Here is a 23,458-nt window from a genome sequence, read left to right as displayed (position 1 = left end):
TCACTGTGTTCAATTACGTCTTCTTACTTTCTTTCACCGCCGTAGGCGCACCCGCGGCCTTCCATGCACCGAAGCCGCCATCGATGTGCGCGACATTTTCCAAACCCATGTCTTGCACCGTCTTAGTCGTCAAAGCACTGCGCCAGCCAGCTGCGCAGAACAGGATGAATTCTTTGTTCTCGCCAAACACCGGTTTGAAGTAAGGCGAATCTGGGTCGACCCAAAATTCGATCATGCCGCGTGGTGCGTGGAATGCGCCAGGGACGATGCCTTCTCTTTCGAGCTCTCGAATATCGCGCACGTCGATGAATTGCACTTGCGGATCGCCTAGCTTCGCCTGCGCTTCGGCTACGCTATAGGTTTTGATCTGCGCGTTTGCTTCGTCGACTAATTGTTTGTAGCCTTTTTTCATGTCTCTTCCAATCTCGTTTCTTAGGTTGGCTCGTTCTCGTAGGGCGGGTGCAACCCGCGCTGCTCTGTTGCTCAAAGTGCTGGCGGCGCGGGTTGCACCCGCCCTACAAAATTAAAACCCGCCTGTCGCCAACCATTTCTCTAATTGCGGCAACCTATCATTACCCCAGAACGGTTCGCCATCGACAATCACCCAAGGTGCGCCGAACACGCCTTTGCTGACGGCTTCTTCACAAGCCGCATTCAACTGCGCCTTGTATCGTTCGTCTCTACATGCTGCTGCGGCCGCTGCGCCATCTAAGCCCATTTGATTTACGTATTCTGCTAACCACGCAATATCATTCAATCCCGCAGGGCCGGAGAAGTAAGCTTTCGTTACCCCGCGCGTGAATTCACCAACACGTTCAGGTGCGACTTCTTTCATCCATAAACAAACGCGTGCCGTGTTTTGGGTATTGATAGGAAATGGTTCTGGCAAGACAAAGGGTAAACCCGCATAGCGGGCTGAACGTAACATATCTTGCTTGTGATAGCTCGCCATCATCGGCGGGCGCATCGTCAATGGGCTGGAGTTGGTGGTCTTGAACACGACACCCAACAACATCGGCTTCCAATCGATCTCGCGACCATATTTTGCGGCAAGTTCTTCTATCACTTGCGTGGTCAGATAGGCGTAAGGTGACACGTAGTCAAACCAGTATTCGATGCGATTGCTCATTACAGCTCCTTTATCAATTCACACACACTTCATGATCTATTGCAGCTTAATTTTTGTACCGTGCTCGTCGTTTCTGTCATTCCCGCGTAGGCGGGAATCTAGCGACGTCAGATTCAGGTGGCAATTATTCAACTTGTCTTTTGCTTCACGAACGACACTGGATTCCTGCCTTCGCAGGAATGACAGTCAATTAATTTCACGCGATCTTTAACTTCACGGGCCACCCATAAAGTCGTTCAAAAACACCTAATCCAACAACCCACGACCAATCAAAATCTTCTGAATGTCCGAGCTACCTTCATAGATCTGACACACACGTACGTCGCGGTAGATACGCTCAACTGGGAAATCACTCACATAGCCATAACCACCATGAATCTGAATCGCATCGGAGCACACTTTTTCTGCCATCTCAGAAGCAAACAATTTCGCCATCGCTGCTTCTTTCAAACATGGCTTACCCGCATCTTTCATACTCGCTGCATGCCAGATCAATTGGCGGGCGGCTTCAATTTGCGTCGCCATATCGGCCAAGCGAAATTGCACGGCTTGGTGTTCAAAGATTGCTTTACCAAACGTGCGACGATCTTTCGCATAAGCCAAAGCTGCTTCGAATGCAGCACGTGCCATACCGACGGATTGCGAAGCGATACCGATGCGGCCGCCTTCTAATCCAGACAACGCAATCTTGTAGCCCATACCTTCTTCACCGATTAGATTGGCGGCAGGGATGCGGCAGTTTTCAAATAAGATCTGTGCGGTGTCAGAAGAGTGCTGGCCCATTTTATGTTCGAGGCTGGCAACGATATAGCCGGGCGTTTTGGTATCGACCCAAAACGCGCTGATCCCTTTTTTGCCTGCGGCTTTATCGGTCACCGCCATCACGATTGCCACATCTGCATGTTTGCCGCTGGTGATGAATTGCTTCACGCCATTCAAGACGTATTCATCGCCTTCGCGTTTTGCGGTAGTACGCAAATCGGAAGCGTCACTGCCCGCATGCGGTTCTGTTAAGCAGAACGCACCTAACATCTCGCCTTGTGCGAGTGGACGCAGCCATTGTTCTTTTTGCGCGGCATTCGCGTACATCATGCCTATGCTGCAAACAGGGCAGTTATTCACTGATACGACCGTCGAGGTTCCACCATCACCGGCAGCGATCTCTTCCAGCACTAATGCCAGAGACAAATAATCCATACCTGCGCCGCCCAATTCTTCTGGCACCGCCACACCATAGGCGCCCATCGCTGCGAGCTCTTTCAATTCCTCGGCAGGAAAATGATGTTCTTTATCCCAACGTGGGGCGTTTGGCGTAATGCGCTCTTGCACAAAGCTGCGCACCGCGTCGCGGATCATTTCGTGTTCTGATGTTAGTTGCATTTTTTTGCCTATTTGTATTTTTTTAAAACCGCTCAACGCCGACACTCTGAGGAAGGAGTTCGCTCTTGCAAGAGCGAACCGTTTCGCAGGAGCGCAGCGATACTGCTGAAATTCCATGCTACACCGCAGAGAAGATCGAAAATAGAGAAAACCTCTCTTTTAAGGTGTTCCTCAGTGCCTCTGCGTCTCGGCGTTGAGGGGTTTACTTCAATTACCAATCCAATTGCGATCCGTCATAACTCAAAAACTGTCCATTCTGCGCACGGCTACTATTTGCGATCACTTCACGCATGCTAGCAACGCTGACATCGACGCTGATCTCGGCACCTGCGCCACCCATGTCCGTTTGTACCCAACCCGGATGGAAGGCAATGCATGTCGCTTTTTTCGTACTAAGTGAGGCATCTTTCAATACGGAATTCAAGGCCGCTTTACTGGCGCGATACAGCCATGCCACATTGTTTTCGCGCAAACCGATGGAACCCATGCGTGAGGACAAAACAGCTAATTTACCGCCGGCATTTTCCACCATCGGCAATACCAAAGGCAGTAAGCGCATTGCTGCTAACACATTGGTGTGCATCACCTGATCAAACTCTTCTTGCTGTGGCGATTGCAAACCATTTGTTCTGCTGCCAAAGACACCTGCGTTCAAAATCGCGACATCGATCTTTTCATCGTCGAGACGCCAAGCTAGACCGGCGCAATCATTTAAACTATTCACGTCTAAAGGCATCGTTTCACAACCATGGGCGGTCAATTGCGCGAGGTCATCGGACTTGCGTGCAGTAGCGATCACACGCCAACCAGCTGCTTTGTATTGCTGCGCAAATTCGTGACCTATACCGCGTGAGGCTCCGATGATTAAGGCTGTTGGCATTGCTTTTACTCCGTTTTCTACTTCTTCTAAAAAGGCGCTATCTTCGCGCCATTATTTGTTCCATCGATAGTTATGTGCACTCAGTTCACTCCTTCCTCTTCAAGGGGAAGGTCGGGATGGGGATGGGTTTCGGTGACAATACTTCTCAGATCACTGATCAAAACCCCATCCCCACCCTAGCCCTCCCCTTGAAGGGGAGGGGACGCTGAGATCTGCCTTTTTTACGGCTCTACCCGAAAAAAGCTAATGCCGCTTACACTAACTCAATCGCCATCGCAGTCGCTTCACCGCCACCGATGCACAAAGACGCCACACCACGTTTGCCGCCACGTGCTTTCAAAGCGCCGATCAGGGTAACGATGATACGTGCACCGGATGCGCCGATTGGATGACCTAATGCACAAGCTCCACCGTGAACATTCATCTTGTCATGAGAGATGCCGAGGTCATGCATCGCTGCCATTGGCACCGCGGCAAATGCTTCGTTGACTTCGAACAAGTCGACATCCGCTGTCGTCCAGCCGATTTTTTTGTAGAGCTTTTCGATAGAACCGACTGGTGCTGTCGTGAACCAACCTGGTTCTTGTGCATGGGTTGCATGACCCAAGATTTTGGCGATAGGAGTTAAACCCAATTCTTTGGCTTTGGATTCGCGCATCAAAACCAATGCTGCTGCACCATCATTAATGGAAGAAGAGGATGCCGCCGTGATCGTGCCGTCTTTTTTGAATGCAGGCTTCAAATTAGGAATCTTGTCGAGCTTGGCTTTCAATGGGCCTTCATCTTTATCGATCACGACATCGCCACCGCGACCTGATACCGTCACAGGAGCAATTTCCCAAGAAAATGCGCCGCTGCTCGCTGCGTTTTGTGCGCGTGTTACGGAGGCGATCGCAAATGCGTCTTGTGCTTCACGTGTGAAGCCGTATTTCGCAGAGCAATCTTCTGCAAATGTGCCCATGCTGCGACCTCCTCCTTTCTCGTCACGATTATACGCATCTTCCAAACCATCGAGCATCATGTGATCCATGATCGTGCCGTGACCGATACGATAGCCGCCGCGTGCTTTTGGAATGATGTATGGGGCATTTGTCATCGATTCCATACCGCCAGTGACAAGCACGTCGTTGCTGCCAGCGAGCAAGGAATCATAGGCCATCATGGTCGCTTTCATCGCCGAACCGCACATCTTAGATAAAGTGACCGCACCAGTCGAAAATGGCAAACCCGCAGCCAACAAAGCTTGGCGCGCTGGTGCTTGACCTTGGCCTGCCATCAAGCAGTTACCGAACAAAACTTCTTCGACCAACTCTGGCTTAAGGCCTGCACGTTCGACTGCTGCTTTGATCGCCACTGCACCTAATTGGCTCGCAGTCAAAGACGCGAAATCACTTTGAAACGCGCCCATAGGAGTGCGAGCTGCGCCGACGATTACGATAGGATCATTCATGGTTTTCTCCAAAATTATTGATAACGATTTTTGCATTTCTCCTTCCCCCTTAAAGGGGAAGGTCGGGATGGGGATGGGTTTCGATCGACAAATTGTCGATATTCTTCACTCGAATGAAACCCATCCCCTCCCTAACCCGCCCCTTGAAGGGGCGGGGACTTAATACTCACACGGTCTTCCTACTAGATCTCTGCTTCAAGAGGCTGACGCAATCGCGTCCCAGCTAGGCGTGTCGTCGAAGACAGTGCGCATGCACGGCAAGACGGCACAACAACGCTGGGGCGGGATTTCGTCAGCCGCCCTCAAATCGAATACTTTGCGGGTAAGGAAAAACATCATCCACCTTACCCTTCACTATTCGCTCTTTCCGATCTTGCCAATACTTCGCAGTCAACAAGTCGGCATGGTGTTTCATAAAATACTGTTTGACCTTGGCGTTGCCCAATAAGAAGGTGCCGAACTGCTCTGGAAATACATCGTACTTCCCGATTGGATACCAAGGCTCGGCTGACATTTCATCTTCTTCGTTGCGTGGCAAAGGGATCGTTCTGAAATTACAATCGACGATCGTTTCGATCTCATCGTAGTCATAGAAAACGACACGTTTATGACGCGTTACGCCGAAGTTTTTGTACAGCATATCGCCGGGGAAAATATTCGCACCGACTAATTCTTTAATCGCATTGCCGTACTCGACTATCGCATGCTCCAGCGCAGCGTCATCCCCCTTTTGCTCTGCTTCTGTCAGCCAGATATTCAAAGGTGTCATGCGGCGTTCGATGTACAGATGCTTGACAATCACTTCTTCATCGCTCACTTCCAAGATCGACGGTGCGTAACGACGTATTTCCGCTAACAGATCTTCGGAAAAACGTGCACGTGGGAACGCCACGTCGGAATACTCTAAAGTATCCGCCAAGCGACCAACGCGATCATGATTTTTAACCAGTTGATACTTCTCTTTGATCAAAGCTTTAGTGGTTTCCTTTGGCGGCGGGAAGCTATCTTTGATTAACTTGAAGACGTAGGGGAACGATGGCAATGCGAACACCAACATCACAAGCCCGCGAATACCAGGCGCAGCCTCGATGATGTCAGATGAGTATTTGAGGTGATGTAAGAAATCGCGATAGAACAAATTTTTGCCGTGCTTTTGCAAGCCCAACATGGTGTAAATCTCACTGCGTGGCTTACGCGGCAAGATGCTGCGTATGAATTGCACATAGGCCGATGGCACATCCATGTCGACCATGAAATAGGCACGTGTGAACGAGAACAAGACCGTAATGTGCATGTTATCGAACAGCACCGTATCCAAAATCAATTCACGATTTTTATTGTGAATAATAGGGATCACGAAAGGCATTTCTTGATTGCCGTTGATACTCTTGCCGATGATATAGGCAGCTTTGTTGCGGAAGAAAAGGCTAGCTAAGACTTGAAATTGATGGTTCGGCTCAAAGCGCATATCTCCAAATTGTTCTAACAAGCACGCTTCCACTTTCGCCAGATCGGCATCGAGATGTGCGAACGGTGTTTGTAACTGAAAATTGGTAACGATGCGTTTCAGACTAAAGCTCAAACCGTCGGCTGCGGGATAGTAGACGCGATAGGTCGCTGGGGTATCATCACGTTCGATGTAATCAGTTGCCGTAGCGGGCCGCACAAAAATGAAGTCGTTGTGAAAGTAAGTACGGTGCAAGAGCTTGGTGCAGACGGTGTTGAAGAAAGTCTCTGCCAACTCGGGACGCAAATGATCGATCAACAAACCCATGTAATGTAACTTCACTTCGCGCCAAACTTCATCGGTCAGATCATCGCTGTCGTATTCATCTTCCAGAATCTGGACACATTCCTTAGCGCGCTTATCGTAGTAAGCAATCCGTTCACGCGCATCTTCTTGTGCAGCTTTCCAATCACCGCGTTCAAAACGCTGTTTCGCCATCTGCGTCGTCGCACGAAACAAGCGGTAATGCTTATCAAAACCGTCGAGTATGGTCCTTGCAATGTCGAATGCAATTTGCGAAGACAACAATTTAGGAAAGGCGATTTGGGGCATCAGCGTTAACCGTTTCAAAACCTCTCAACACAAACTCGCAAGGAACCGAGTTCAACGATTTTCAGAATTGCGTACAACTAATTCTCGGCACTTTGATGTCGAGATATTCGATTATCCGGATGCAGTCCTAGGCGCCGCCCGCAGCAATATGTCGATATTGCGAGGACCGGCAACAACGGAATGCACCGGAGAATCGGATATATCGATTTCAAAGAGTTTCGGCGAACAATTCGCGACCAATGAGCATACGGCGAATCTCACTCGTGCCGGCACCAATCTCATACAACTTCGCATCGCGCCACAAGCGACCGACTGGGTATTCATTGATATAACCGTTACCGCCCAAAGTTTGAATTGCTTCACCCGCCATCCAAGTCGCTTTTTCTGCAGAGTACAAAATCGCTCCAGCGGCATCTTTACGTAGAGCACGCACGGCTTCTGGTGTTTTGGCACGGTCACAGGCTTGACCGACTGCATAAACGTAAGCTTTGCAGGCCATCATGGTGGAATACATATCGGCGAGTTTGCCTTGCATCAATTGGAATTCACCAATGGCTTGACCGAATTGTTTGCGGTCATGAATATAAGGAACCACTTCATCCATACAGGCTTGCATGATGCCGAGTGGGCCGCCAGATAAAACGGTGCGCTCAAAATCGAGACCCGACATCAAAACGTTAACGCCTTTGCCTACGCCGCCCAACACGTTTTCTACTGGCACTTCGCAATCTTGGAATACTAATTCGCCAGTATGAGAACCGCGCATGCCGAGCTTGTCGAGTTTTTGCGCAATGCTAAAACCTTTGTAACCTTTTTCAATGATGAAAGCAGTCATGCCGCGTGGGCCTGCTTCCAGATCGGTCTTTGCGTACACCACCAAGGTATCCGCATCAGGACCATTGGTAATCCACATTTTGGAGCCGTTCAAAACGTAACGATCACCCTTCAAATCAGCGCGTAACTTCATGCTGACGACGTCAGAACCGGCATTCGGCTCAGACATCGCGAGCGCACCGACGTGATCGCCAGAAATCAGTTTTGGTAGATATTTTGCTTTTTGCTCAGCATTACCATTACGATTAATTTGATTGACGCACAGATTGGAATGCGCACCGTAAGACAAACCAACGGAAGCGGAAGCGCGAGAAATTTCTTCCATGGCGATGATATGCGCCAAGTAGCCCATATTGGCGCCGCCGTATTCTTCGGACACCGTCATGCCATGCAAACCCATTTCACCGATTTTTTTCCACAGATGCATAGGAAATTGGTCGGTTCTATCCATCTCCGCAGCCAATGGTGCGATTTCCGCAGCAGCAAATTGCTGAACTGCTTCGCGCAAAGCGGCGATGTCTTCGCCATGATCAAACGTTAAACCTGGTAAGTGCAACATAATGTCCCCAATCTAGGTAGTAATGATGATATGACTTCAAGCAGCTGTGACTCGCTCGTTCTACTAAAACTCGGTAGAAAGTGAGCTTGAGATTATATGCCCGCCTGAATGTCGAAAGAGTTGGCAAAACGAATTAAAAGCCCATTTTGCGTAAGTCAAAAATGATACTTCTAATTGACGTTAACGTAAACGTCAATTCAAACTATTTCTTATCCGTTTACTTTTGCTTTATTAACAATTTCCAACAAACGCTGGCTTTCTTCTTCATGCGCGGTGATCTCGTCGAGCATGACTTCAATATCTTCTCTTTGTTGCTCTAGAGAAGCACGGTGTTTGGCCAGGACTTCGAGGAAGCTCTTAAGCTGGACCTCTGTATCTTTAGGTGAGTCATACATCGTCACCAAATGCTTAATTTCTGACAAGCTTAAGCCCAAACGCTTGCCCCGCAGGGTTAGTTTCAGGTGTGTGCGCTCACGTGCCGAGTACACGCGATTGCGCCCGCTTGGGCCTTCGCGGCTTGGGCTGATCAATCCCTGATCCTCGTAAAAGCGAATTGCACGGGGCGTAATATCGAATTCTTTTGCTAATTCGGTAATTGTGTAAGTTGCCATTGCTAAAATTTTTTCTGTAAGCGTAACAAGAAAATTGCCTTAATAACACTCAAAAAAAGCCAGTGAATTCTCGTGAAAATCGCGATTTCACCAACATCAATTGCGTTTTGAACTTAGAATCTTACCTGAAACGCAGTTAACGTAAACGTCAATTTACAAACACTCCCCAAAAATCAACAGCAATACTCTGTTGTGCCACATACACATAGCCATGAATCATCAAGAACAAGCATTGCATTACCCGCTCAATGACAAACTACCAGAAGCGGGTCAAACGATAGAAATTGCACCGGGTGTGTTGTGGATCAGAATGGACTTACCGTTTGCACTTAATCACATCAATTTGTGGTTGCTTGAAGATGAGTACGCAACTGACACCGGAATTGCGCACGGCTGGACCGTGGTCGATTGTGGCATCAACAGCGATGCCACCCGCGATGCATGGGAAATCTTATTTGCCACACATCTCAAAGGCTTGCCCATCGTACGTGTGATCGCAACACACTGCCATCCTGACCATGTGGGCAGCGCAGATTGGCTATGTACTATGTGGAATGCCCCACTCTATATGAGTACCGGTGAGTATGCATTTGCACGCATGATGTCGGCCGGTTTGCCGGGTGTCGATGGCTCCGCAATGTTTCCGCACTTCCGCAAACATGGCATGGTGACTGTCGAGATGCAGGACAAAATTCAAGAGCGTAAAACCTATTACACGCGCCTAGTGCCAACCGTACCGACTTCGTACCACCGCCTGCAAGATGGGCATAGCATCACGATTGGTCAACACGCATGGCGAATTATTACTGGTTTTGGACACTCTCCCGAACACGTCTCCTTGTGTTGCGCTGCCTTAAATTGCCTGATCTCAGGCGACATGGTGCTACCACGTATTTCAACCAATGTCTCGGTCTTTGCCGCAGAGCCGGAAGCGAATCCAGTCAAGCAATATCTGGATTCTTTAGAAAAATATGCCGACTTACCTGACGATGTTTTAGTGCTGCCATCACATGGTAAACCTTTTACCGGCATTCATATCCGCATCCAACAATTACGTGACCACCACACGGAACGGTTGCAAGAAGTCTTGGATGCTTGTACGACGCCGCTATCAGCGAACGATATCGTACCGATCATGTTCAAACGACCGCTCGATGCACACCAGCTCACTTTTGCTTTGGGGGAAGCACTGGCGCATTGCCATCATCTTTGGTTTGAGGGAAAACTGAAACGGATATTAGGTGATGACGATGTCTATCGATTTGTGTGTAGCGTCTGATCAATCTAAGTGATCAACATCAACCGTAACCAAACCCAAATTTACCATTGATATCTAACTACATAAGCGTTTGCCTTGCCCATGAATAAAGTACCACGCTCTGTCTACCTGAAATTGGTATGTGTCGCTTTATTTTGGGGCGGAACGTTTATCGCAGGTCGCATCGTCTCACAAGCGATTCCTCACATGATTGCCGCCGCTGGACGCTTCATTGTGGCCTGTGTATTTTTAGTCCTGTTGGCATGGAAAGTGGAAGGTGGTCTACCGAGATTATCGCGCCAACAGTGGTTCGCCACTTTTGGTTTAGGCGCTACCGGTATTTTCCTCTATAACATTTGCTTTCTCGCGGCGCTGGAACGCATGCCGGCTGGACGTAGCGCCTTATTTGTTTCACTCAGTCCGATTGTCACAGCCCTGAGCATGGCGGCCATATTTAAAGAGCGCTTGGGTTCTATAAAGTGGCTGGGTATTGCAATCGCCTTTGTCGGCGCAGCGATTGTTATCACACGCGGCGACCTAGTCAATGTGATGCACGACGTTTCAAGTTCGATGGGCGCGGGTGAACTCTTCATGTTGGGTGGCGTATGTTCCTGGACGGCCTACACCATATTGGGCAAACAAGCGCTGAAAGGCTTAAGCCCGATAGCCGCTACCACCTATGCGTCGCTTTGGGGCTTACTCTTACTCTCAATCGGAGCAGTCAACCAACTACCTCTACTCGACACTAACAAACTCAGTTGGCAAGTGCTCAGCGCCATCGCTTTCCTCGGCATCTTCGGTACCGTCATTGGATTCGTCTGGTACTACGAGGGTGTCAAAACCATAGGCCCGGCACGCACCGCGGTGTTCAATAATTTGGTGCCTGTGTTCGGCGTGGGCCTGAGTACCTTGATGTTGAACGAGCCAATTTTAATTTCTATGGTGGTCGGCGGCCTATTGGTGATAGCTGGCGTGTCATTGACGAATCGCGCAAAAACCAGCTAAGTGATTCGATGCACTTTTCGCCAAGACCACGCGATCCACGCAGCGGCCAGCGCCGCCAAAATATGTTTCAGGCTATGCCCACTAATCAATCCCAAATGCAGCAAGATGGTGTGGTCTAAGCATTCACAGATCTTCGCCAAAACATACAACATAATCGCACCACCGAATAAACGGCGCTGGCGCATAGGCGCGGCATAAACGAACTGCCAAATAGGGATTAAGCACAAAGTCGAAATCTGCAACAGCAAATACCAACGCAAGTCCGCAGTCTGCTGCCACCAGCCTACCGAAAAAATCGCACAGCCAAGAAAGATACTCAGTTCAAGCAAAGCCGTTCGCCGGCTCATACCCGGCACAAGATCGGCACGCACAGCCGCTAATAAAGAAGCACATGCCAAAGCAATGGGCAATCGATCCCAAAATAGGCGTTGATCATCAGGTGCCCAGTGATAAAACGCTGAGCCAAGGCTAGTAACCAAGATCCAGACAAAAAAGCTCCAATACGCCCAATACGACATGCTTCGATCAGCTAAGGGAAAATTGGACAAAGCGATCGACAAACCGAACAGGCCAACGCCCACAAAGGCCAGATTACTCAACACATCGATCGCGTGCGGGATAACACCCAAAATGGTCTGATCGGCAAACGCATGATAATCACTCAGTTGCGCAATCGGACCGTGCCACACAAATGCCCCGAACAAAAACAAAACAAAGATAGCAGGGATAAATTTTTGTACTGGCTTCATCATGATCTTCAAAAAAAGAAATCTGGAAGCGCAGCATGCACGAACCGTCTTTCTAGGGACAGAAAATTAGACAAAGTGGTGATATTTTCAAAGAAAAGTTGCACTTAGTGATACTTCATGAACGATTTTTGCCTTAAGATGAAGGCTAAGCAGATACTCAAACGCATCTACAAACACGATCTTTTACGCCCATGACAGAAATCACACAACTCCTCAAAACCATTAAGCACCAGCTCAAATTGCAAGGGAAAACCTATCGCGATTTGGCACAGGCTTTGGAATTGTCAGAAGCCAGTATAAAACGTTTGTTCGCAGACAGCAGCGACACGATGATCAGTTTAGAGCGCGTAATTCAGATCGGTCACTATCTGGGTTTTAGTCTGGCTGAATTAACACAGGAAGCCAGCCTGGCTCAGGAAAAATTGAGCACGCTGACGGCTTTGCAAGAAAAAGAATTGGTCTCAGATAATCAGTTATTGCTGGTTGCGGTGTGCGCTATCAATCACTGGAGTATGCAAGACATGCTGCAAGTGTATGAATTAGGCGAAATGAATTGCCTTAAAAAATTACTGAAGCTTGATCAGCTCGGCTTGATCAGTTTACTACCCGGCAATCGCATACGTCTCAATATCAGCCGCGACTTTGACTGGCTGCCACAGGGGCCGATCAAAACCTACTTTAAGAAAGAAGGCTTGCCTGACTTTTTGGATGCGCATTTTCATCAAGCCAAAGAGAATTTTATTTTTACCCATGGCATGCTCACGGAGGCCGCCGCCATGAAGTTACAAACGGAGTTACGTCAATTAAAACGCCGCTTCGCAGAGCTGCATGCTGAGAGTTTGCAATCACCTTTAAAAAAACGCGAAGGCATAGGATTGTTGATGGCGATGCGTGCTTGGGAACCAGACGATTTTGCGAAACTACGCAAAAAATAATTTACTTATAAAAAAGGCTGATCAGTATTAGCTCATACCTGATCAGCCTTTAAAGTCTAAACAAACGAATATGGTCCCTATTTCACATCAACCAGCAAGACCTCAAATACCAAAGCCGCATTATCAGGAATCGGGCCACGACCACCACTACCGTAGGCCATTTCGCTAGGAATAATCAAGCGACGTTTACCACCTACACGCATCCCCGCTACGCCAACATCCCATCCCTTAATCACTTGTTGAGCGCCTAGGGTAAAAGTGAAGGGCGTACCACGATCTAGTGAGCTATCAAATTTCTTCCCTTGCAAGTTAGCAAGGCGCACATCGTATAACCAGCCAGTGTAATGAACCGTCACCGCATTTCCCGTTCGGGCCTCAGTGCCGCCGCCCAACACTTCATCTATCATTTTTAATTCGTGAACCTGCGCTGAGCCGCGCGCCAAATTTTCCTGCTCAGCGGGCCCATCGCTACGCTGGCATCCACTCAAACTCAACACACACAAACCCATCACCAACAACCAAGAAAATTTCATACTATTTTTACTCTCTGAATAGACGTTTGCACACTGTGTGCAAAACCTACGTGCTAAAAAGCGCGATTATACAGCCTCAAATGCTAGGTCCAAGAACGTTCAATACTAAATCCAACTTGCCTTTTGCATTGATGTCAGCTACTCTGCGCCCTCTTTTTGTTTTCACTTCAGCCTTGGCTGAATTTAGCTGCAATGCGCACCACCGTTTTAATCGCCACCGACGTCTTTGGAAATACCCCAGCCATTGCTAGTTTAAGTCGCCAACTCAATACGCCCTGCCTGATCGTTAGCCCATTCGAAGAAGGCTTTCAAGTCCAAACGGAGCAACAGGCCTACCAGGCTTTTCTGGCAAGCGGCGGTGTGGCGGCTTACGCAAAAAAAATCCGAACTATCGTTGAAGAGCAAACCCAATTACAGCATGTTATTGGCTTCAGTGTAGGCGCGAGTGCATGGTGGATGGAAAGTGCAAGTCGTGCATCGCAATTGCGCACAGCAACGCTATTTTATGGCTCACGGATTCGCAACTACTTAGACTTGCAAAGTCACGGCTCTACACATTTTGTTTTCGCGCAGCACGAAGCAGCATTTCAAGTCGATCAAGTCGTAAAAAATCTACAGCAACGTGGGCACCAAGCTGAGATTGCCGTCGCTTGCAAACATGGCTTTATGAATCCTTACTCTTCTGGCTTTTCGCTGAAGACACAGACCCATTACTTAGAAATATTAAGTAAAAAAATCAGTCGGTCGGTGAGCATGTCAACACGCGCCTCAGACATCATTGCACATAAACTGGTAGCGTAAAAAGGGGAGTTTCACTACTTCTTATCGACAGTAAAACTAAGGCTCGCAACGTGTCCCGCCGCATCGATAACAGTGATGCTATGCGCACCAGCAGTACTAATGATAAATGTTTGGCGTTTTTTCTGGCCCAACGCAACTTGCCTGCCATCTAGCAACCAGTAATGTTGACCACTACCGCCGACCGCATCCAGGGTCACTTGTATGTCGTTCTTGCCTGGCACTGTCCGTAAGCGACTGCCCTGTTGTAAACCCATCAGACGGATACTACCAACGCTATTAATTTGGGGGCAATCAGGCGACCATGGAACCAATCCTAATTCCATTTTTTGTTGCGGCGTCAACCACGCTTCTAACAACGCGGGCCAACGAGCCACTTCGCGTTGGGTCGCTTGTGGATGGCAGGCTGGCGTCGTGCGTAAGTGACTTATCGGATCAGTCCATATAGTCTCCACCAAACTGCGCGCGCGCAGTCGGTCTGGTAGGGTCGGCGGTATCGTGTCGCGCAGCACCCATGCACTTCGCTTCTGATGACAATGCTCGGCAGCTGTATTGTTAGCGGCTACGCCCAAAGGCCAGCAAATTTGAGCAACACCGACATCTTTGGGCCGCACCTGAGTCAACGGTTCGCTACGCGGCAAAGCCAATGCGATTTGATGCAGTAATGGCGCAGCAACATTAGCACCAAAAAAGCCCGGATTCGGCGTGCCATCTGGTCGACCTATCCACACGCCCAAGGTATATCGCCCGCTGACGCCCACCGCCCAAGCGTCACGAAAACCATAACTGGTGCCGGTCTTCCAAGCTAAGCGGACGCCACTATTATCGGCTTCGACAAAGGGTTGATCAGGATGGCCGCCACTTTCTAGAATATTTCGAATAATGAATGCGGCACCAGCGCTCATCATGCGCGCTTCCCGCACTGGAGCATCGGGCGTAATCCTTGGCGTGCCGGCCATACCTCCCATCGCCAACGACCTGTAAGCGCCAACTAATTCTTCTAAACTGGTTCCCGCGCCACCCAATATCACGCTCAGATTCGGCTCTGCATTTTTAGGCAATCGTAGACGCAAACCGGCGCTCGATAAACGTGCTGTGAAACGGGTCGCACCGATTCTGTCTAAGATATCGACTGCGGGCACATTCAAAGAACGCTGCAAAGCTTCGGACACACTGACAGGACCAGAAAAATTTGCTTGGAAATTGCCAGGATCATAGCCACTGAATGATTGAGGCGTATCCGCCAGCAAACTCTCCGAGTGAATAATGCCGTCGTCCAAAGCCATTGCATATAGAAAGGGTTTTAGTGTTGATCCGGGAGAACGAATGCCGCGCACCATGTCCACATGATTAAAACGCCGCGCATCAGAGAAGTCCGCCGAGCCTGCGTAACCCAATACTTCCATCGTTTTGCTGTCCATCACCAAAGCCGCCATAGAAACGAAACGCGGTAGTTGCCCAACTTTATCCGACAGCATACGTTCCAACATAGTTTGGACTTCGCGATCCAGAGTAGAACGAACGACAGTCGCTTCAATTGAAGTCTTACCCAAAGCACTGACAGATCCACGAACCGATGCGCGATCGCGCCGTGCCGCCTGATGCAGGCGCTCGGCGGCCAGTGGTGCCAACCAGGCTGCGCGGGGCGGATTAGCGCCGACTCGCTCTATCAGGGCATCTTCTACTTCCGCAGTGCTCCAATGCTTCAAGTGCGCCATGCGTCGCAAGACTTTATCGCGAAATTTTTGCGCTAATTCGGGATGGCGGTCAGGACGTAAGCGTGAAGGTGCCTGAGGTAAGACCACCAGCAATGCCGCTTCGGCCGACGACAATTGGGTCGCGCTCTTCCCCAAATAACTACGACTCGCCATCTCGACACCTTCGACGATACCGCCCATTGGTGCGTGATTCAGATAAAGCGTCAATATCTCGCGCTTGGAAAGGCGTAGTTCCAACTGTATCGCCCGCAAGATTTGTCGTAATTTTCCCGATAAACTATGCGGCACTGGCTCTATCGCGCGCGCCGCCTGCATCGTTAAAGTTGATCCACCCGAAATAATTTCACCATGCCGCAACCACTGCCAGGCAGCGCGTCCCAAGGCTAAAGGATTCACACCGGGATGCCAGTAGAACCAACGATCTTCATAGGTCAACAAAGCATCCAGATATTTCGGTGAAACTTGGTCAGGCGTCACCGGAAACCGCCACATACCATCGGCATCAGGCCAACCACGCAGAGGTGTTCCATCCCGCGCCACAACCACTAGACCGGGCGCATCCACAGGAATTGGCGGTGGGAAAAATTGATCAAACAACAGCAACAGACAGAGTGCCGATGCAAGGCTAGCTCGTAATGGATGACGACGACACCAACTCATCCCCTGTAAGAATCGGGCACTTAACGCAGACGACGAAAATAGTGCCATGAGAATTACGGTCTAATATGAATTAAGAAAGTACATTGTAGACACATAGATGCGATTCTGTGTGGCATGAACAAATGCTACAAACAGGTAGAGCTAATGTGCCGGATTGAAATTGTAAAAACTGAGCCTATGATGAACCCAGCTTATTTAGCCGCGTCATTTAGCCGCCTTATCTGTCGCCTTAGATATCATCTTTTCTTGCAGGGTCGGTCCCGAATTCACCGTTAATCCCGAGTCTTTTGGTGGACTGGGTGGTGACGAAAAACCTCGGTTATCTTGCAATTGAACCGCACGAGTCGTGGCATTACTATCGAGACAGTCGACATTTGAATATACGATTTTGCCGTTAATTTTGCATTTACGTAGTCCGTCTCCAAATGGTACTGGATTGTCGCCATTCGACACCAGCCCTGCGCTCTTCTTGACTTCTTTCTCAATGATGCCTAGTGATTGACTCCAGCGACTAAAGCTTGCTTGCATAGGCCATTGGGAAAAACGCAGGTAATATAAACAGCTTATGCCTATGAGTGCGATCCCCATCATGAGCACAGCAGTCATCAATAGACTGATGCCACCAGACTGCTTTGGGGGTAAAAAATATGCTTGTTTCATTTAGTGTTTGTTAAAGAAAGAATAGGCTAAATTTTACACACAAAGTGCAATAGATTTTATCAATTGTTAAGCGTGATGATAATTTAAATCTACTTCCTCGTTTAGACCTCAAGTTGATTAGGCTTTCAAGGAATAATAAATAAGGCAGGATTTTTCTCAGCGACATCGCGTAACAGATTCCACACCACCCGTACCCTCTGCAAACGATATAAATCGGTTGGTGCGACTAAACAAAACGAACGTTCTGCATAAAATTTACTCTCTAAGACACGGACTAAGCGACCATCATTGGGCACCGCGTAAGGTGGTGCCAAAATCAAACCTAAGCCTAAAGCAGCCGCTTCGCATTGTGCTGCGAGACTAGTACAACACATGCGCCGATGCGGGGTAAAACCCAGTTCACCCATGTAGTTCAAACCACTACTCGCGAGTCGATCTTGCACATAATCGACAAAATCATGTTTGATCAAATCGGCGTGTTCTTTGATCGGGGGATGCTGGGCTAAATAGGAAGGCGCACCATAAATATACATACGAAAACTAGCGAGACGAGTCACCATATACCGCCCGGTGCTGGGCGGATCGAGCATGACACCAAGATCGGCTTCACGATTGGCGAGGTTGGCAAAACGCGGTAACAACAGCAGATCGACACTGAGATCCTGATGCGCTTGCAATAACTCGACCAAGGCGGGCGCTACGATGCGCGAGCCAAAAATTTCCGGCACACCTAAACGCACTATGCCGCGCACCGAAATCTGTGCACCCGTTAGTTCGTCCTGCGCCGCGGTAACTGCACTCTCCATCGCCTCAGCATGCGGCAATAAAGCTTGCCCCATTTCTGTGAGTTGATAGCCTTCGCGACTGCGATCAAACAGGGTCGCACCAAGTTGCTCTTCTAAGCGATCTATCCTACGTGCGACCGTTGTATGCTCAACTGAAAGTCGGCGCGAGGTTCCGGACAAAGTGCCGGAGCGTGCCAATTCTAAAAAGTAACGTAAATCCGTCCATTCAGGCAGGGTAGTCATAGCACTCCAGGTTCATCGATTGCACGTCATCTTGGCGGACTGAACAAACAGTCGCTTTCACGAACGGAACAGCTTCATTGTGCATCAAAGCACATAAGTTTAGCAAATGCCCTTTTTTTAGCAGAAATTACCTTTTCATTAAGTTGAAAATGCGCCGAATTGGCGCATTGATCAGTTTGTTGCGCACTTACCACGTGCATCATTTGCGCTGCAATGCACAATTTTGGCGCGAATTTTGAGCTAATTCTGGTGAAACTCGGTATTTAGCCCTGAGAATCGACATTTCAATAAAGAAAAGACACGTATGTGCATTTATGCACAGTGAGTGGGCAGTTACTCGACTTTCTAAGCACTTTGAATTCAGACACACTGCAATCCGTGCTGTTGCTGATACTTATGCAAACCACCGGAAACAAAAGCACCTTACAAGACTACCGCAAGACCACTTCGATAAGCCGCCCATTGCAACCGCTTTGCAAGCTTCGGTTTGATCGAATACAAAATATCGACAACCCTGGAGACTATCATGACTACATCAAAAAAATCACAGCGCAAGCTCGTCCTACTCAGCCGCTCGGCGGCCGCCATTTTTGCTATTTACGGCAGTGGCTTAGGCTATGCACACGCACAATCTAACGAGACAACAGCAAAAGCCACCGACGACACGCAGATCGCTAAAGTGGTCGTCAGTGCACGTCGTCGTGAAGAAACTTTGCAAGACGTTCCTGTGTCCGTGACTGCATATAGTGCAGACCAAATTGCCAAAAATGGTATCGCCGATATCACCGGTTTAGCATTGACTTTGCCCAACACCACACTGAGTGCATCACGTGGTACTAATTCCACTTTGACCTCGTTCATTCGTGGCGTGGGTCAGCAAGATCCACTGGCCGGCTTTGAATCTGGTGTAGGGATCTATCTCGATGATATTTATCTGGCACGACCACAAGGCGCGGTAGCCGACATCTACGACGTAGAGCGCATTGAAGTATTGCGCGGCCCGCAAGGCACATTGTATGGTCGCAATACCATCGGTGGTGCAGTGAAATATGTCACCCGTAAGATGGGACCCAATACGGATATGCGTCTCAAAGCATCCGTCGGTAGCTATGGTCAGATGGATGGTGTGTTCACAGCCAGCACACCAATCTCCGACACCGTGCGTGTCGGCGGCACTTTGGCCAAATTCAAACGCAATGGTTTTGGTAAGGATTTCACTACGGGTGAAGATAACTACAACAAAGACATTTCTGCTGCACGTTTAAGCGCAGAATTCATGCCGAATAGCGCGCTGTTCATTCGCATCTCAGCCGACACAAGCCAAGACGATTCCAATGCAAAACACGGTCATCGCCTGACCGTCGGCAAAATCACAGGCGCACCTATACTCAGCAATGTCTACGACACTCGCGCTAACCTAAACACAGTGCTCGGGCATAAGCAACAAGTAACGCAATCAGGTGTCTCCGCTTTAGTCGAATACCAAATCGAACCGGACTTGATGTTCAAATCCGTCACAGCATCACGTCATGACAAATCCTTTGCCCCTATCGATTTCGATTCTTTAAGCACGGTCGATTTTGACGTGCCTGCGCTCTACAAAAACAAACAGTTCAGTCAAGAATTCCAATTGACCTACACTGGCAAATCAATGCAAGGCGTAGCGGGCTTGTATTACATTGACGCCAATGCCTACAATAAATTTGATGTACGTTTGCTCGGTACGTCTACTTTCACTGAAGGCGATATTGATACCAAAGCATGGGCCGCCTTCGCCGATGCCAGTTTCGATCTGAGTAAAGAATTTAGTGTATCGGTCGGTGGTCGCTACACAGTAGACAAGCGCGAAGCCAGTATCATGCGCCAAATCTATCTCGGCACAGCCGGCTCGCCAGGCATGGGCAATCCATCAGCTGTGTTATTCAGAACCGATACGAATTTAAGCAAATCTGATCTGAACCGTGAAGACAAAAAATTCACGCCGCGTATTTCCGCCAGCTGGAAAGCAAGCGCAGATCAAAATGTATATGCCTCCTGGACCGAAGGCTTTAAAGGTGGTGGTTTTGATCCACGTATGAATTTGGTAGGATCAAAACTCAGCTTAGCCAAAGCCAAACAAGGCTTCTTGCCAGAAAAAATCAGTACGTTTGAACTTGGACTCAAATCCGCATTCGCTAATAATAGTATATTCACGAATGTCGCCGTATTCCACAGCGACTATCAAGATGTGCAAATTCCAGGCTCAGTGGCGATTGATACGAACGGCGACGGTAAAGACGATAGCTTCGCTGGCGTAACTACCAATGCGGGTAAAGCGAAAATCGACGGCATAGAAATTGAAGCAACGGCGCGTGTTACGGACGCATTTAGCTTGTCTGGGATGCTGAGCTACATCGACGCTAAATACACCAAGTACATTGGTGCAGGCAACATCGACGTCGCTTCATTACGTGTGTTTCAAAATACACCGAAACAAACTGCCAGCCTGCGCGCGAACTATGATTGGTCTATGCCAGTGATGGGTCATTCAGGCAAGCTATCCTTAAGCAGCAGTTTGGCATTTCGTGGTAAAACTTATCAATTCGAAACACCAACACCCATCCTTGATCAAGACAGCTATAAATTGTGGGACGCAAGTTTGGTATGGACCCGTTCTGATAATGCGGTACGTGTAGGTCTCCATGGCAAGAATCTGAATGATGCTCGCTACAAAGTCGCTGGTTATTTATTCCCAACCTTAGGTGAAGGCAGCACTACCGCTTTCTACGGCAATCCGCGCACTTACACTTTGACTTTGGATTATCGCTTCTAAATAACAGCGTCACCTTGGCTAACTTTTTTCTAAAGCTTAAATGAGGGGCAGATCTGGTATGCATCCGCCGCCTCATTGTCACAATGTGCTTTAGAAACTTTAGCGACCAGCTCAAACTGAGTTGGTCGCCTTTTTTAGAAATTTTAGCAAAATGTAGCGAGTGCAGGTGAACTCGTGGTGCGATATCGTGACACTCACTAATATCACCAACACGTAACAATAACTCCACCAGGGCTGAAACATCGTGAGCGATTTTAAAGAAATCTATTTTGAGAGCAAGGACGGTCTGCGTCTGTATGCACGCGACTATACTGCGCTCACGCCTACGTCCAAATTACCTGTAATCTGCATACACGGTTTAACCCGCAACTCCTCTGATTTCGACGAGCTCGCACCTTGGATAGCGCAACAAGGCCGCCGAGTATTAGCGCTAGATGTACGCGGACGTGGCCGCTCACAACATGCCAAAAAAGTCAGCCACTATCATCCTATGGTGTATGCAGCGGATGTCATAAGTCTGGCGCAAGCCCTGGGCATTCGTCGTGCTGTTTTCATTGGAACCTCCATGGGCGGCTTGATCACCATGACTCTGGCATTACGTAAATCCAATCTAATCGCCGCATCGATCTTGAATGATGTGGGACCAGTACTGTCACAAAAAGGCTTGAATCGCATTGCCTCTTACGCTGGCGAAGGCAGCGACTGCGCCAACTGGGAGCAAGCCAGAAATTACATCCGTGAGATCAATCAATCCGCGTTTCCCAATAATAGTGAGCAAGAATGGGACAAATGGGCGCACCGCGCATTCGCACAGAACGCAGTAGGGAAATTGGAATTGCAGTATGATCCCCTGATCGCGACACCACTAAAAACGGGCAAACTCAAAGCCAGCTCCTGGATCTCAAAATGGGCATTTCGCCGCCTGACGAAGAAACGTCCTTGCCTCTTGGTACGTGGTGCGATTTCTGATTTATTGGAACAAGAACAGGCCAGCTATATGCTAAGCGTTGCGCCCCATTTGCAATATGTAGAAGTGCCAGGAATAGGCCATGCCCCCATGCTCACCGAAACGGAAGCAAAATCAGCCATACAAAAATTCTTAAATCAGGTGGAATAAGTTAAACACTCCATTTGTAGAAAAAACCAAATCGCAGGAGACGCCATGCAAACCAAATCTACACAAATCGAAATACAAAAGCACAGACGCACCGCTATCAGCCTTGGCCTGCTGAGCCTGTTTCTAGGTAGTTGCCTCAATAGCAGTGCTGCTTTGGCACAAGATATCAAGATCGCGCTCATTGCAGGAAAAACCGGCGCCTTAGAAGCCTACGCCAAAGAAACCGAAACCGGCTTCATGATGGGTTTGGAATATATGACCGGCGGCAAGATGGAGATCAATGGCAAGAAGATCAAAGTCATTATCAAAGACGATCAAAGCAAGCCCGATATGGGGCGCACCTTGTTAGCGGAAGCCTATGGTGATGACAAGGTGGATATCGCTGTTGGCACCACCTCGTCAGGCTCCGCGCTTGCCATGCTCCCCGTCGCAGAAGAATACAAAAAGATTTTGATTGTCGAGCCGGCGGTTGCAGATGCGATTACTGGCGACAAATGGAATCGCTATATCTTCCGCACCAGTCGCAATTCTATGCAGGATGCGTTAGCCGCCGCAAGCACCATTAAATCTGGGGGCAGTATCGCCTTTTTAGCGCAAGACTATGCCTTTGGACGCGATGCCGTGAAAGCCGCAAAAGAAGCCTTAGCGACTGCCGGTTCCAAAGCTAAAGTGGTGCACGAAGAATATGCAGCACAAACCAGTACTGACTTCACAGCACCAGCACAAAGAATTTTTGATGCGCTAAAAAATAAACCAGAACCACGCATCTTACAAATTGTTTGGGCAGGTCCTAGCCCAATGAATAAATTAGCAGACTTAAAGCCAGAGCGCTTCGGCATCAATTTGGCTCCAGGTGGAAATATTTTGCCCGTCATGAAGCTATGGAAGTCCTATGTCGGCACACAAGGCACGATTTATTACTACTATGATTTTCCAAAAAACAAGATGAATGACTGGTTAGTCGCTGAACATAATAAACGCTTTAAAGCGCCACCCGATTTTTTCACGGCAGGTGGTTTTGCGGCGGCGAGTGCAGTCTATACGGCTTTAAGCAAAGCACAATCAACTAATACTGAAAAATTGATCACCACCATGGAGGGTATGGAATTTGAAACCCCCAAAGGCAAAATGAGTTTCCGTAAGGAAGATCATCAAGCACTGCAATCCATGTATCACTTCAAGATCAAGAAAGATCAAAAGAATGAATGGGATTTGTTAGAGCTAGTACGAGAAATTCCTGCCAGTGAAATCCCTGTCCCTGTCAAAAATAAGCGATAAGACTT

Annotated in this window: 20 protein-coding genes; 7 read left to right on the top strand and 13 right to left on the bottom strand. The window is 48.7% G+C overall.

Annotation, left to right across the window (positions count from 1 at the left end; translation table 11 throughout):
• Nucleotides 1–13: 13 nt before the first annotated feature.
• The 8 genes from ACO0KZ_RS13990 to ACO0KZ_RS13955 form a co-directional block, all read right to left on the bottom strand.
• On the bottom strand, nucleotides 14–412 hold the full coding sequence (locus ACO0KZ_RS13990; protein WP_422996231.1) for a rhodanese-like domain-containing protein: 399 nt from the start codon (nucleotides 410–412) through the stop codon (nucleotides 14–16).
• 111 nt (nucleotides 413–523) lie between these two features.
• A complete protein-coding gene (locus ACO0KZ_RS13985) occupies nucleotides 524–1,129 on the bottom strand; it encodes a 2-hydroxychromene-2-carboxylate isomerase (RefSeq protein ID WP_422996229.1) in 606 nt (201 codons plus the stop codon).
• A 246-nt stretch (nucleotides 1,130–1,375) separates the two neighbouring features.
• Complete coding sequence (locus tag ACO0KZ_RS13980) at nucleotides 1,376–2,509, bottom strand: acyl-CoA dehydrogenase family protein (RefSeq protein ID WP_422996227.1); 1,134 nt, start codon at nucleotides 2,507–2,509, stop codon at nucleotides 1,376–1,378.
• Nucleotides 2,510–2,720: 211 nt separating this feature from the next.
• Entirely contained in the window at nucleotides 2,721–3,389 is a 669-nt protein-coding gene (locus ACO0KZ_RS13975; protein ID WP_422996225.1) for an SDR family oxidoreductase, read from the bottom strand.
• 253 nt (nucleotides 3,390–3,642) lie between these two features.
• Entirely contained in the window at nucleotides 3,643–4,839 is a 1,197-nt protein-coding gene (locus ACO0KZ_RS13970; RefSeq protein ID WP_422996223.1) for an acetyl-CoA C-acetyltransferase, read from the bottom strand.
• 292 nt (nucleotides 4,840–5,131) lie between these two features.
• Entirely contained in the window at nucleotides 5,132–6,898 is a 1,767-nt protein-coding gene (gene aceK / locus ACO0KZ_RS13965) for a bifunctional isocitrate dehydrogenase kinase/phosphatase (protein ID WP_422996221.1), read from the bottom strand.
• Nucleotides 6,899–7,106: 208 nt separating this feature from the next.
• Nucleotides 7,107–8,291, bottom strand: a complete 1,185-nt coding sequence (locus ACO0KZ_RS13960) for an isovaleryl-CoA dehydrogenase (protein WP_422996219.1) — start codon at nucleotides 8,289–8,291, stop codon at nucleotides 7,107–7,109.
• A 209-nt stretch (nucleotides 8,292–8,500) separates the two neighbouring features.
• The gene (locus ACO0KZ_RS13955; RefSeq protein WP_422996217.1) at nucleotides 8,501–8,902 is read right to left on the bottom strand and encodes a MerR family transcriptional regulator; all 402 of its coding nucleotides are present in this window, start codon (nucleotides 8,900–8,902) and stop codon (nucleotides 8,501–8,503) included.
• Nucleotides 8,903–9,113: 211 nt separating this feature from the next.
• On the opposite strand from ACO0KZ_RS13955, the gene ACO0KZ_RS13950 reads away from it, so the two are divergent.
• Entirely contained in the window at nucleotides 9,114–10,181 is a 1,068-nt protein-coding gene (locus ACO0KZ_RS13950) for an MBL fold metallo-hydrolase (RefSeq protein ID WP_422996215.1), read from the top strand.
• 81 nt (nucleotides 10,182–10,262) lie between these two features.
• Nucleotides 10,263–11,165, top strand: coding sequence for a DMT family transporter (locus ACO0KZ_RS13945; RefSeq protein ID WP_422996213.1), 903 nt, complete (start codon nucleotides 10,263–10,265; stop codon nucleotides 11,163–11,165).
• Here ACO0KZ_RS13945 and ACO0KZ_RS13940 read toward each other — a convergent pair.
• Entirely contained in the window at nucleotides 11,162–11,917 is a 756-nt protein-coding gene (locus ACO0KZ_RS13940; RefSeq protein ID WP_422996211.1) for a hypothetical protein, read from the bottom strand. The two genes, ACO0KZ_RS13945 and ACO0KZ_RS13940, sit on opposite strands and share 4 nt — an antisense overlap.
• Before the next feature lie 188 nt (nucleotides 11,918–12,105).
• Between ACO0KZ_RS13940 and ACO0KZ_RS13935 the strand changes: the two genes are divergently transcribed.
• Nucleotides 12,106–12,849: a helix-turn-helix domain-containing protein gene (locus tag ACO0KZ_RS13935; RefSeq protein ID WP_422996209.1), complete on the top strand. Its 744-nt coding sequence runs from the start codon at nucleotides 12,106–12,108 to the stop codon at nucleotides 12,847–12,849.
• Nucleotides 12,850–12,926: 77 nt separating this feature from the next.
• On the opposite strand, the gene ACO0KZ_RS13930 is transcribed toward ACO0KZ_RS13935, so the two are convergent.
• Nucleotides 12,927–13,382 carry an FKBP-type peptidyl-prolyl cis-trans isomerase gene (locus ACO0KZ_RS13930; protein ID WP_422996207.1) on the bottom strand — a complete coding sequence of 152 codons (456 nt, stop codon included), beginning with the start codon at nucleotides 13,380–13,382 and terminating at the stop codon, nucleotides 12,927–12,929.
• Nucleotides 13,383–13,574: 192 nt separating this feature from the next.
• Here ACO0KZ_RS13930 and ACO0KZ_RS13925 point away from each other — a divergent pair, with 192 nt between their 5' ends.
• Nucleotides 13,575–14,183: a hypothetical protein gene (locus ACO0KZ_RS13925; RefSeq protein ID WP_422996205.1), complete on the top strand. Its 609-nt coding sequence runs from the start codon at nucleotides 13,575–13,577 to the stop codon at nucleotides 14,181–14,183.
• A 14-nt stretch (nucleotides 14,184–14,197) separates the two neighbouring features.
• Here the strand turns inward: ACO0KZ_RS13925 and pbpC are convergent, their stop codons facing one another.
• The 3 genes from pbpC to ACO0KZ_RS13910 form a co-directional block, all read right to left on the bottom strand.
• Nucleotides 14,198–16,606, bottom strand: a complete 2,409-nt coding sequence (gene pbpC, locus ACO0KZ_RS13920) for a penicillin-binding protein 1C (RefSeq protein WP_422996203.1) — start codon at nucleotides 16,604–16,606, stop codon at nucleotides 14,198–14,200.
• A gap of 156 nt (nucleotides 16,607–16,762) precedes the next feature.
• Nucleotides 16,763–17,218, bottom strand: coding sequence for a hypothetical protein (locus tag ACO0KZ_RS13915; RefSeq protein WP_422996201.1), 456 nt, complete (start codon nucleotides 17,216–17,218; stop codon nucleotides 16,763–16,765).
• Nucleotides 17,219–17,343: 125 nt separating this feature from the next.
• A complete protein-coding gene (locus ACO0KZ_RS13910; RefSeq protein WP_422996199.1) occupies nucleotides 17,344–18,246 on the bottom strand; it encodes a LysR family transcriptional regulator in 903 nt (300 codons plus the stop codon).
• A gap of 526 nt (nucleotides 18,247–18,772) precedes the next feature.
• Between ACO0KZ_RS13910 and ACO0KZ_RS13905 the strand changes: the two genes are divergently transcribed.
• The 3 genes from ACO0KZ_RS13905 (at nucleotide 18,773) to ACO0KZ_RS13895 (ending at nucleotide 23,453) form a co-directional block, all read left to right on the top strand.
• Complete coding sequence (locus ACO0KZ_RS13905; protein ID WP_422996197.1) at nucleotides 18,773–21,058, top strand: TonB-dependent receptor; 2,286 nt, start codon at nucleotides 18,773–18,775, stop codon at nucleotides 21,056–21,058.
• Nucleotides 21,059–21,302: 244 nt separating this feature from the next.
• Nucleotides 21,303–22,175, top strand: coding sequence for an alpha/beta fold hydrolase (locus tag ACO0KZ_RS13900; RefSeq protein WP_422996195.1), 873 nt, complete (start codon nucleotides 21,303–21,305; stop codon nucleotides 22,173–22,175).
• Nucleotides 22,176–22,220: 45 nt separating this feature from the next.
• The gene (locus ACO0KZ_RS13895) at nucleotides 22,221–23,453 is read left to right on the top strand and encodes a substrate-binding domain-containing protein (RefSeq protein ID WP_422996193.1); all 1,233 of its coding nucleotides are present in this window, start codon (nucleotides 22,221–22,223) and stop codon (nucleotides 23,451–23,453) included.
• Nucleotides 23,454–23,458: the final 5 nt, after the last annotated feature.

This window comes from Undibacterium sp. Di24W (genome assembly GCF_049340325.1).
Lineage (GTDB): Bacteria > Pseudomonadota > Gammaproteobacteria > Burkholderiales > Burkholderiaceae_D > Undibacterium.
This window is presented reverse-complemented; position numbering and strand designations above follow the sequence as displayed.

Excerpts from the sequence above, each read along its gene's own strand:
- ACO0KZ_RS13945 (WP_422996213.1), top strand. The coding sequence starts at position 10,263 with ATGAATAAAGTACCACGCTCTGTCTACCTGAAATTGGTATGTGTCGCT.
- ACO0KZ_RS13985 (WP_422996229.1), bottom strand. The coding sequence starts at position 1,129 with ATGAGCAATCGCATCGAATACTGGTTTGACTACGTGTCACCTTACGCC.
- ACO0KZ_RS13990 (WP_422996231.1), bottom strand. The coding sequence starts at position 412 with ATGAAAAAAGGCTACAAACAATTAGTCGACGAAGCAAACGCGCAGATC.
- ACO0KZ_RS13950 (WP_422996215.1), top strand. The coding sequence starts at position 9,114 with ATGAATCATCAAGAACAAGCATTGCATTACCCGCTCAATGACAAACTA.
- ACO0KZ_RS13930 (WP_422996207.1), bottom strand. The coding sequence starts at position 13,382 with ATGAAATTTTCTTGGTTGTTGGTGATGGGTTTGTGTGTGTTGAGTTTG.
- ACO0KZ_RS13955 (WP_422996217.1), bottom strand. The coding sequence starts at position 8,902 with ATGGCAACTTACACAATTACCGAATTAGCAAAAGAATTCGATATTACG.
- ACO0KZ_RS13915 (WP_422996201.1), bottom strand. The coding sequence starts at position 17,218 with ATGAAACAAGCATATTTTTTACCCCCAAAGCAGTCTGGTGGCATCAGT.
- ACO0KZ_RS13895 (WP_422996193.1), top strand. The coding sequence starts at position 22,221 with ATGCAAACCAAATCTACACAAATCGAAATACAAAAGCACAGACGCACC.
- ACO0KZ_RS13935 (WP_422996209.1), top strand. The coding sequence starts at position 12,106 with ATGACAGAAATCACACAACTCCTCAAAACCATTAAGCACCAGCTCAAA.
- ACO0KZ_RS13960 (WP_422996219.1), bottom strand. The coding sequence starts at position 8,291 with ATGTTGCACTTACCAGGTTTAACGTTTGATCATGGCGAAGACATCGCC.
- ACO0KZ_RS13980 (WP_422996227.1), bottom strand. The coding sequence starts at position 2,509 with ATGCAACTAACATCAGAACACGAAATGATCCGCGACGCGGTGCGCAGC.
- ACO0KZ_RS13910 (WP_422996199.1), bottom strand. The coding sequence starts at position 18,246 with ATGACTACCCTGCCTGAATGGACGGATTTACGTTACTTTTTAGAATTG.
- ACO0KZ_RS13925 (WP_422996205.1), top strand. The coding sequence starts at position 13,575 with ATGCGCACCACCGTTTTAATCGCCACCGACGTCTTTGGAAATACCCCA.
- ACO0KZ_RS13905 (WP_422996197.1), top strand. The coding sequence starts at position 18,773 with ATGACTACATCAAAAAAATCACAGCGCAAGCTCGTCCTACTCAGCCGC.
- pbpC (WP_422996203.1), bottom strand. The coding sequence starts at position 16,606 with ATGGCACTATTTTCGTCGTCTGCGTTAAGTGCCCGATTCTTACAGGGG.
- ACO0KZ_RS13940 (WP_422996211.1), bottom strand. The coding sequence starts at position 11,917 with ATGATGAAGCCAGTACAAAAATTTATCCCTGCTATCTTTGTTTTGTTT.
- aceK (WP_422996221.1), bottom strand. The coding sequence starts at position 6,898 with ATGCCCCAAATCGCCTTTCCTAAATTGTTGTCTTCGCAAATTGCATTC.
- ACO0KZ_RS13970 (WP_422996223.1), bottom strand. The coding sequence starts at position 4,839 with ATGAATGATCCTATCGTAATCGTCGGCGCAGCTCGCACTCCTATGGGC.
- ACO0KZ_RS13975 (WP_422996225.1), bottom strand. The coding sequence starts at position 3,389 with ATGCCAACAGCCTTAATCATCGGAGCCTCACGCGGTATAGGTCACGAA.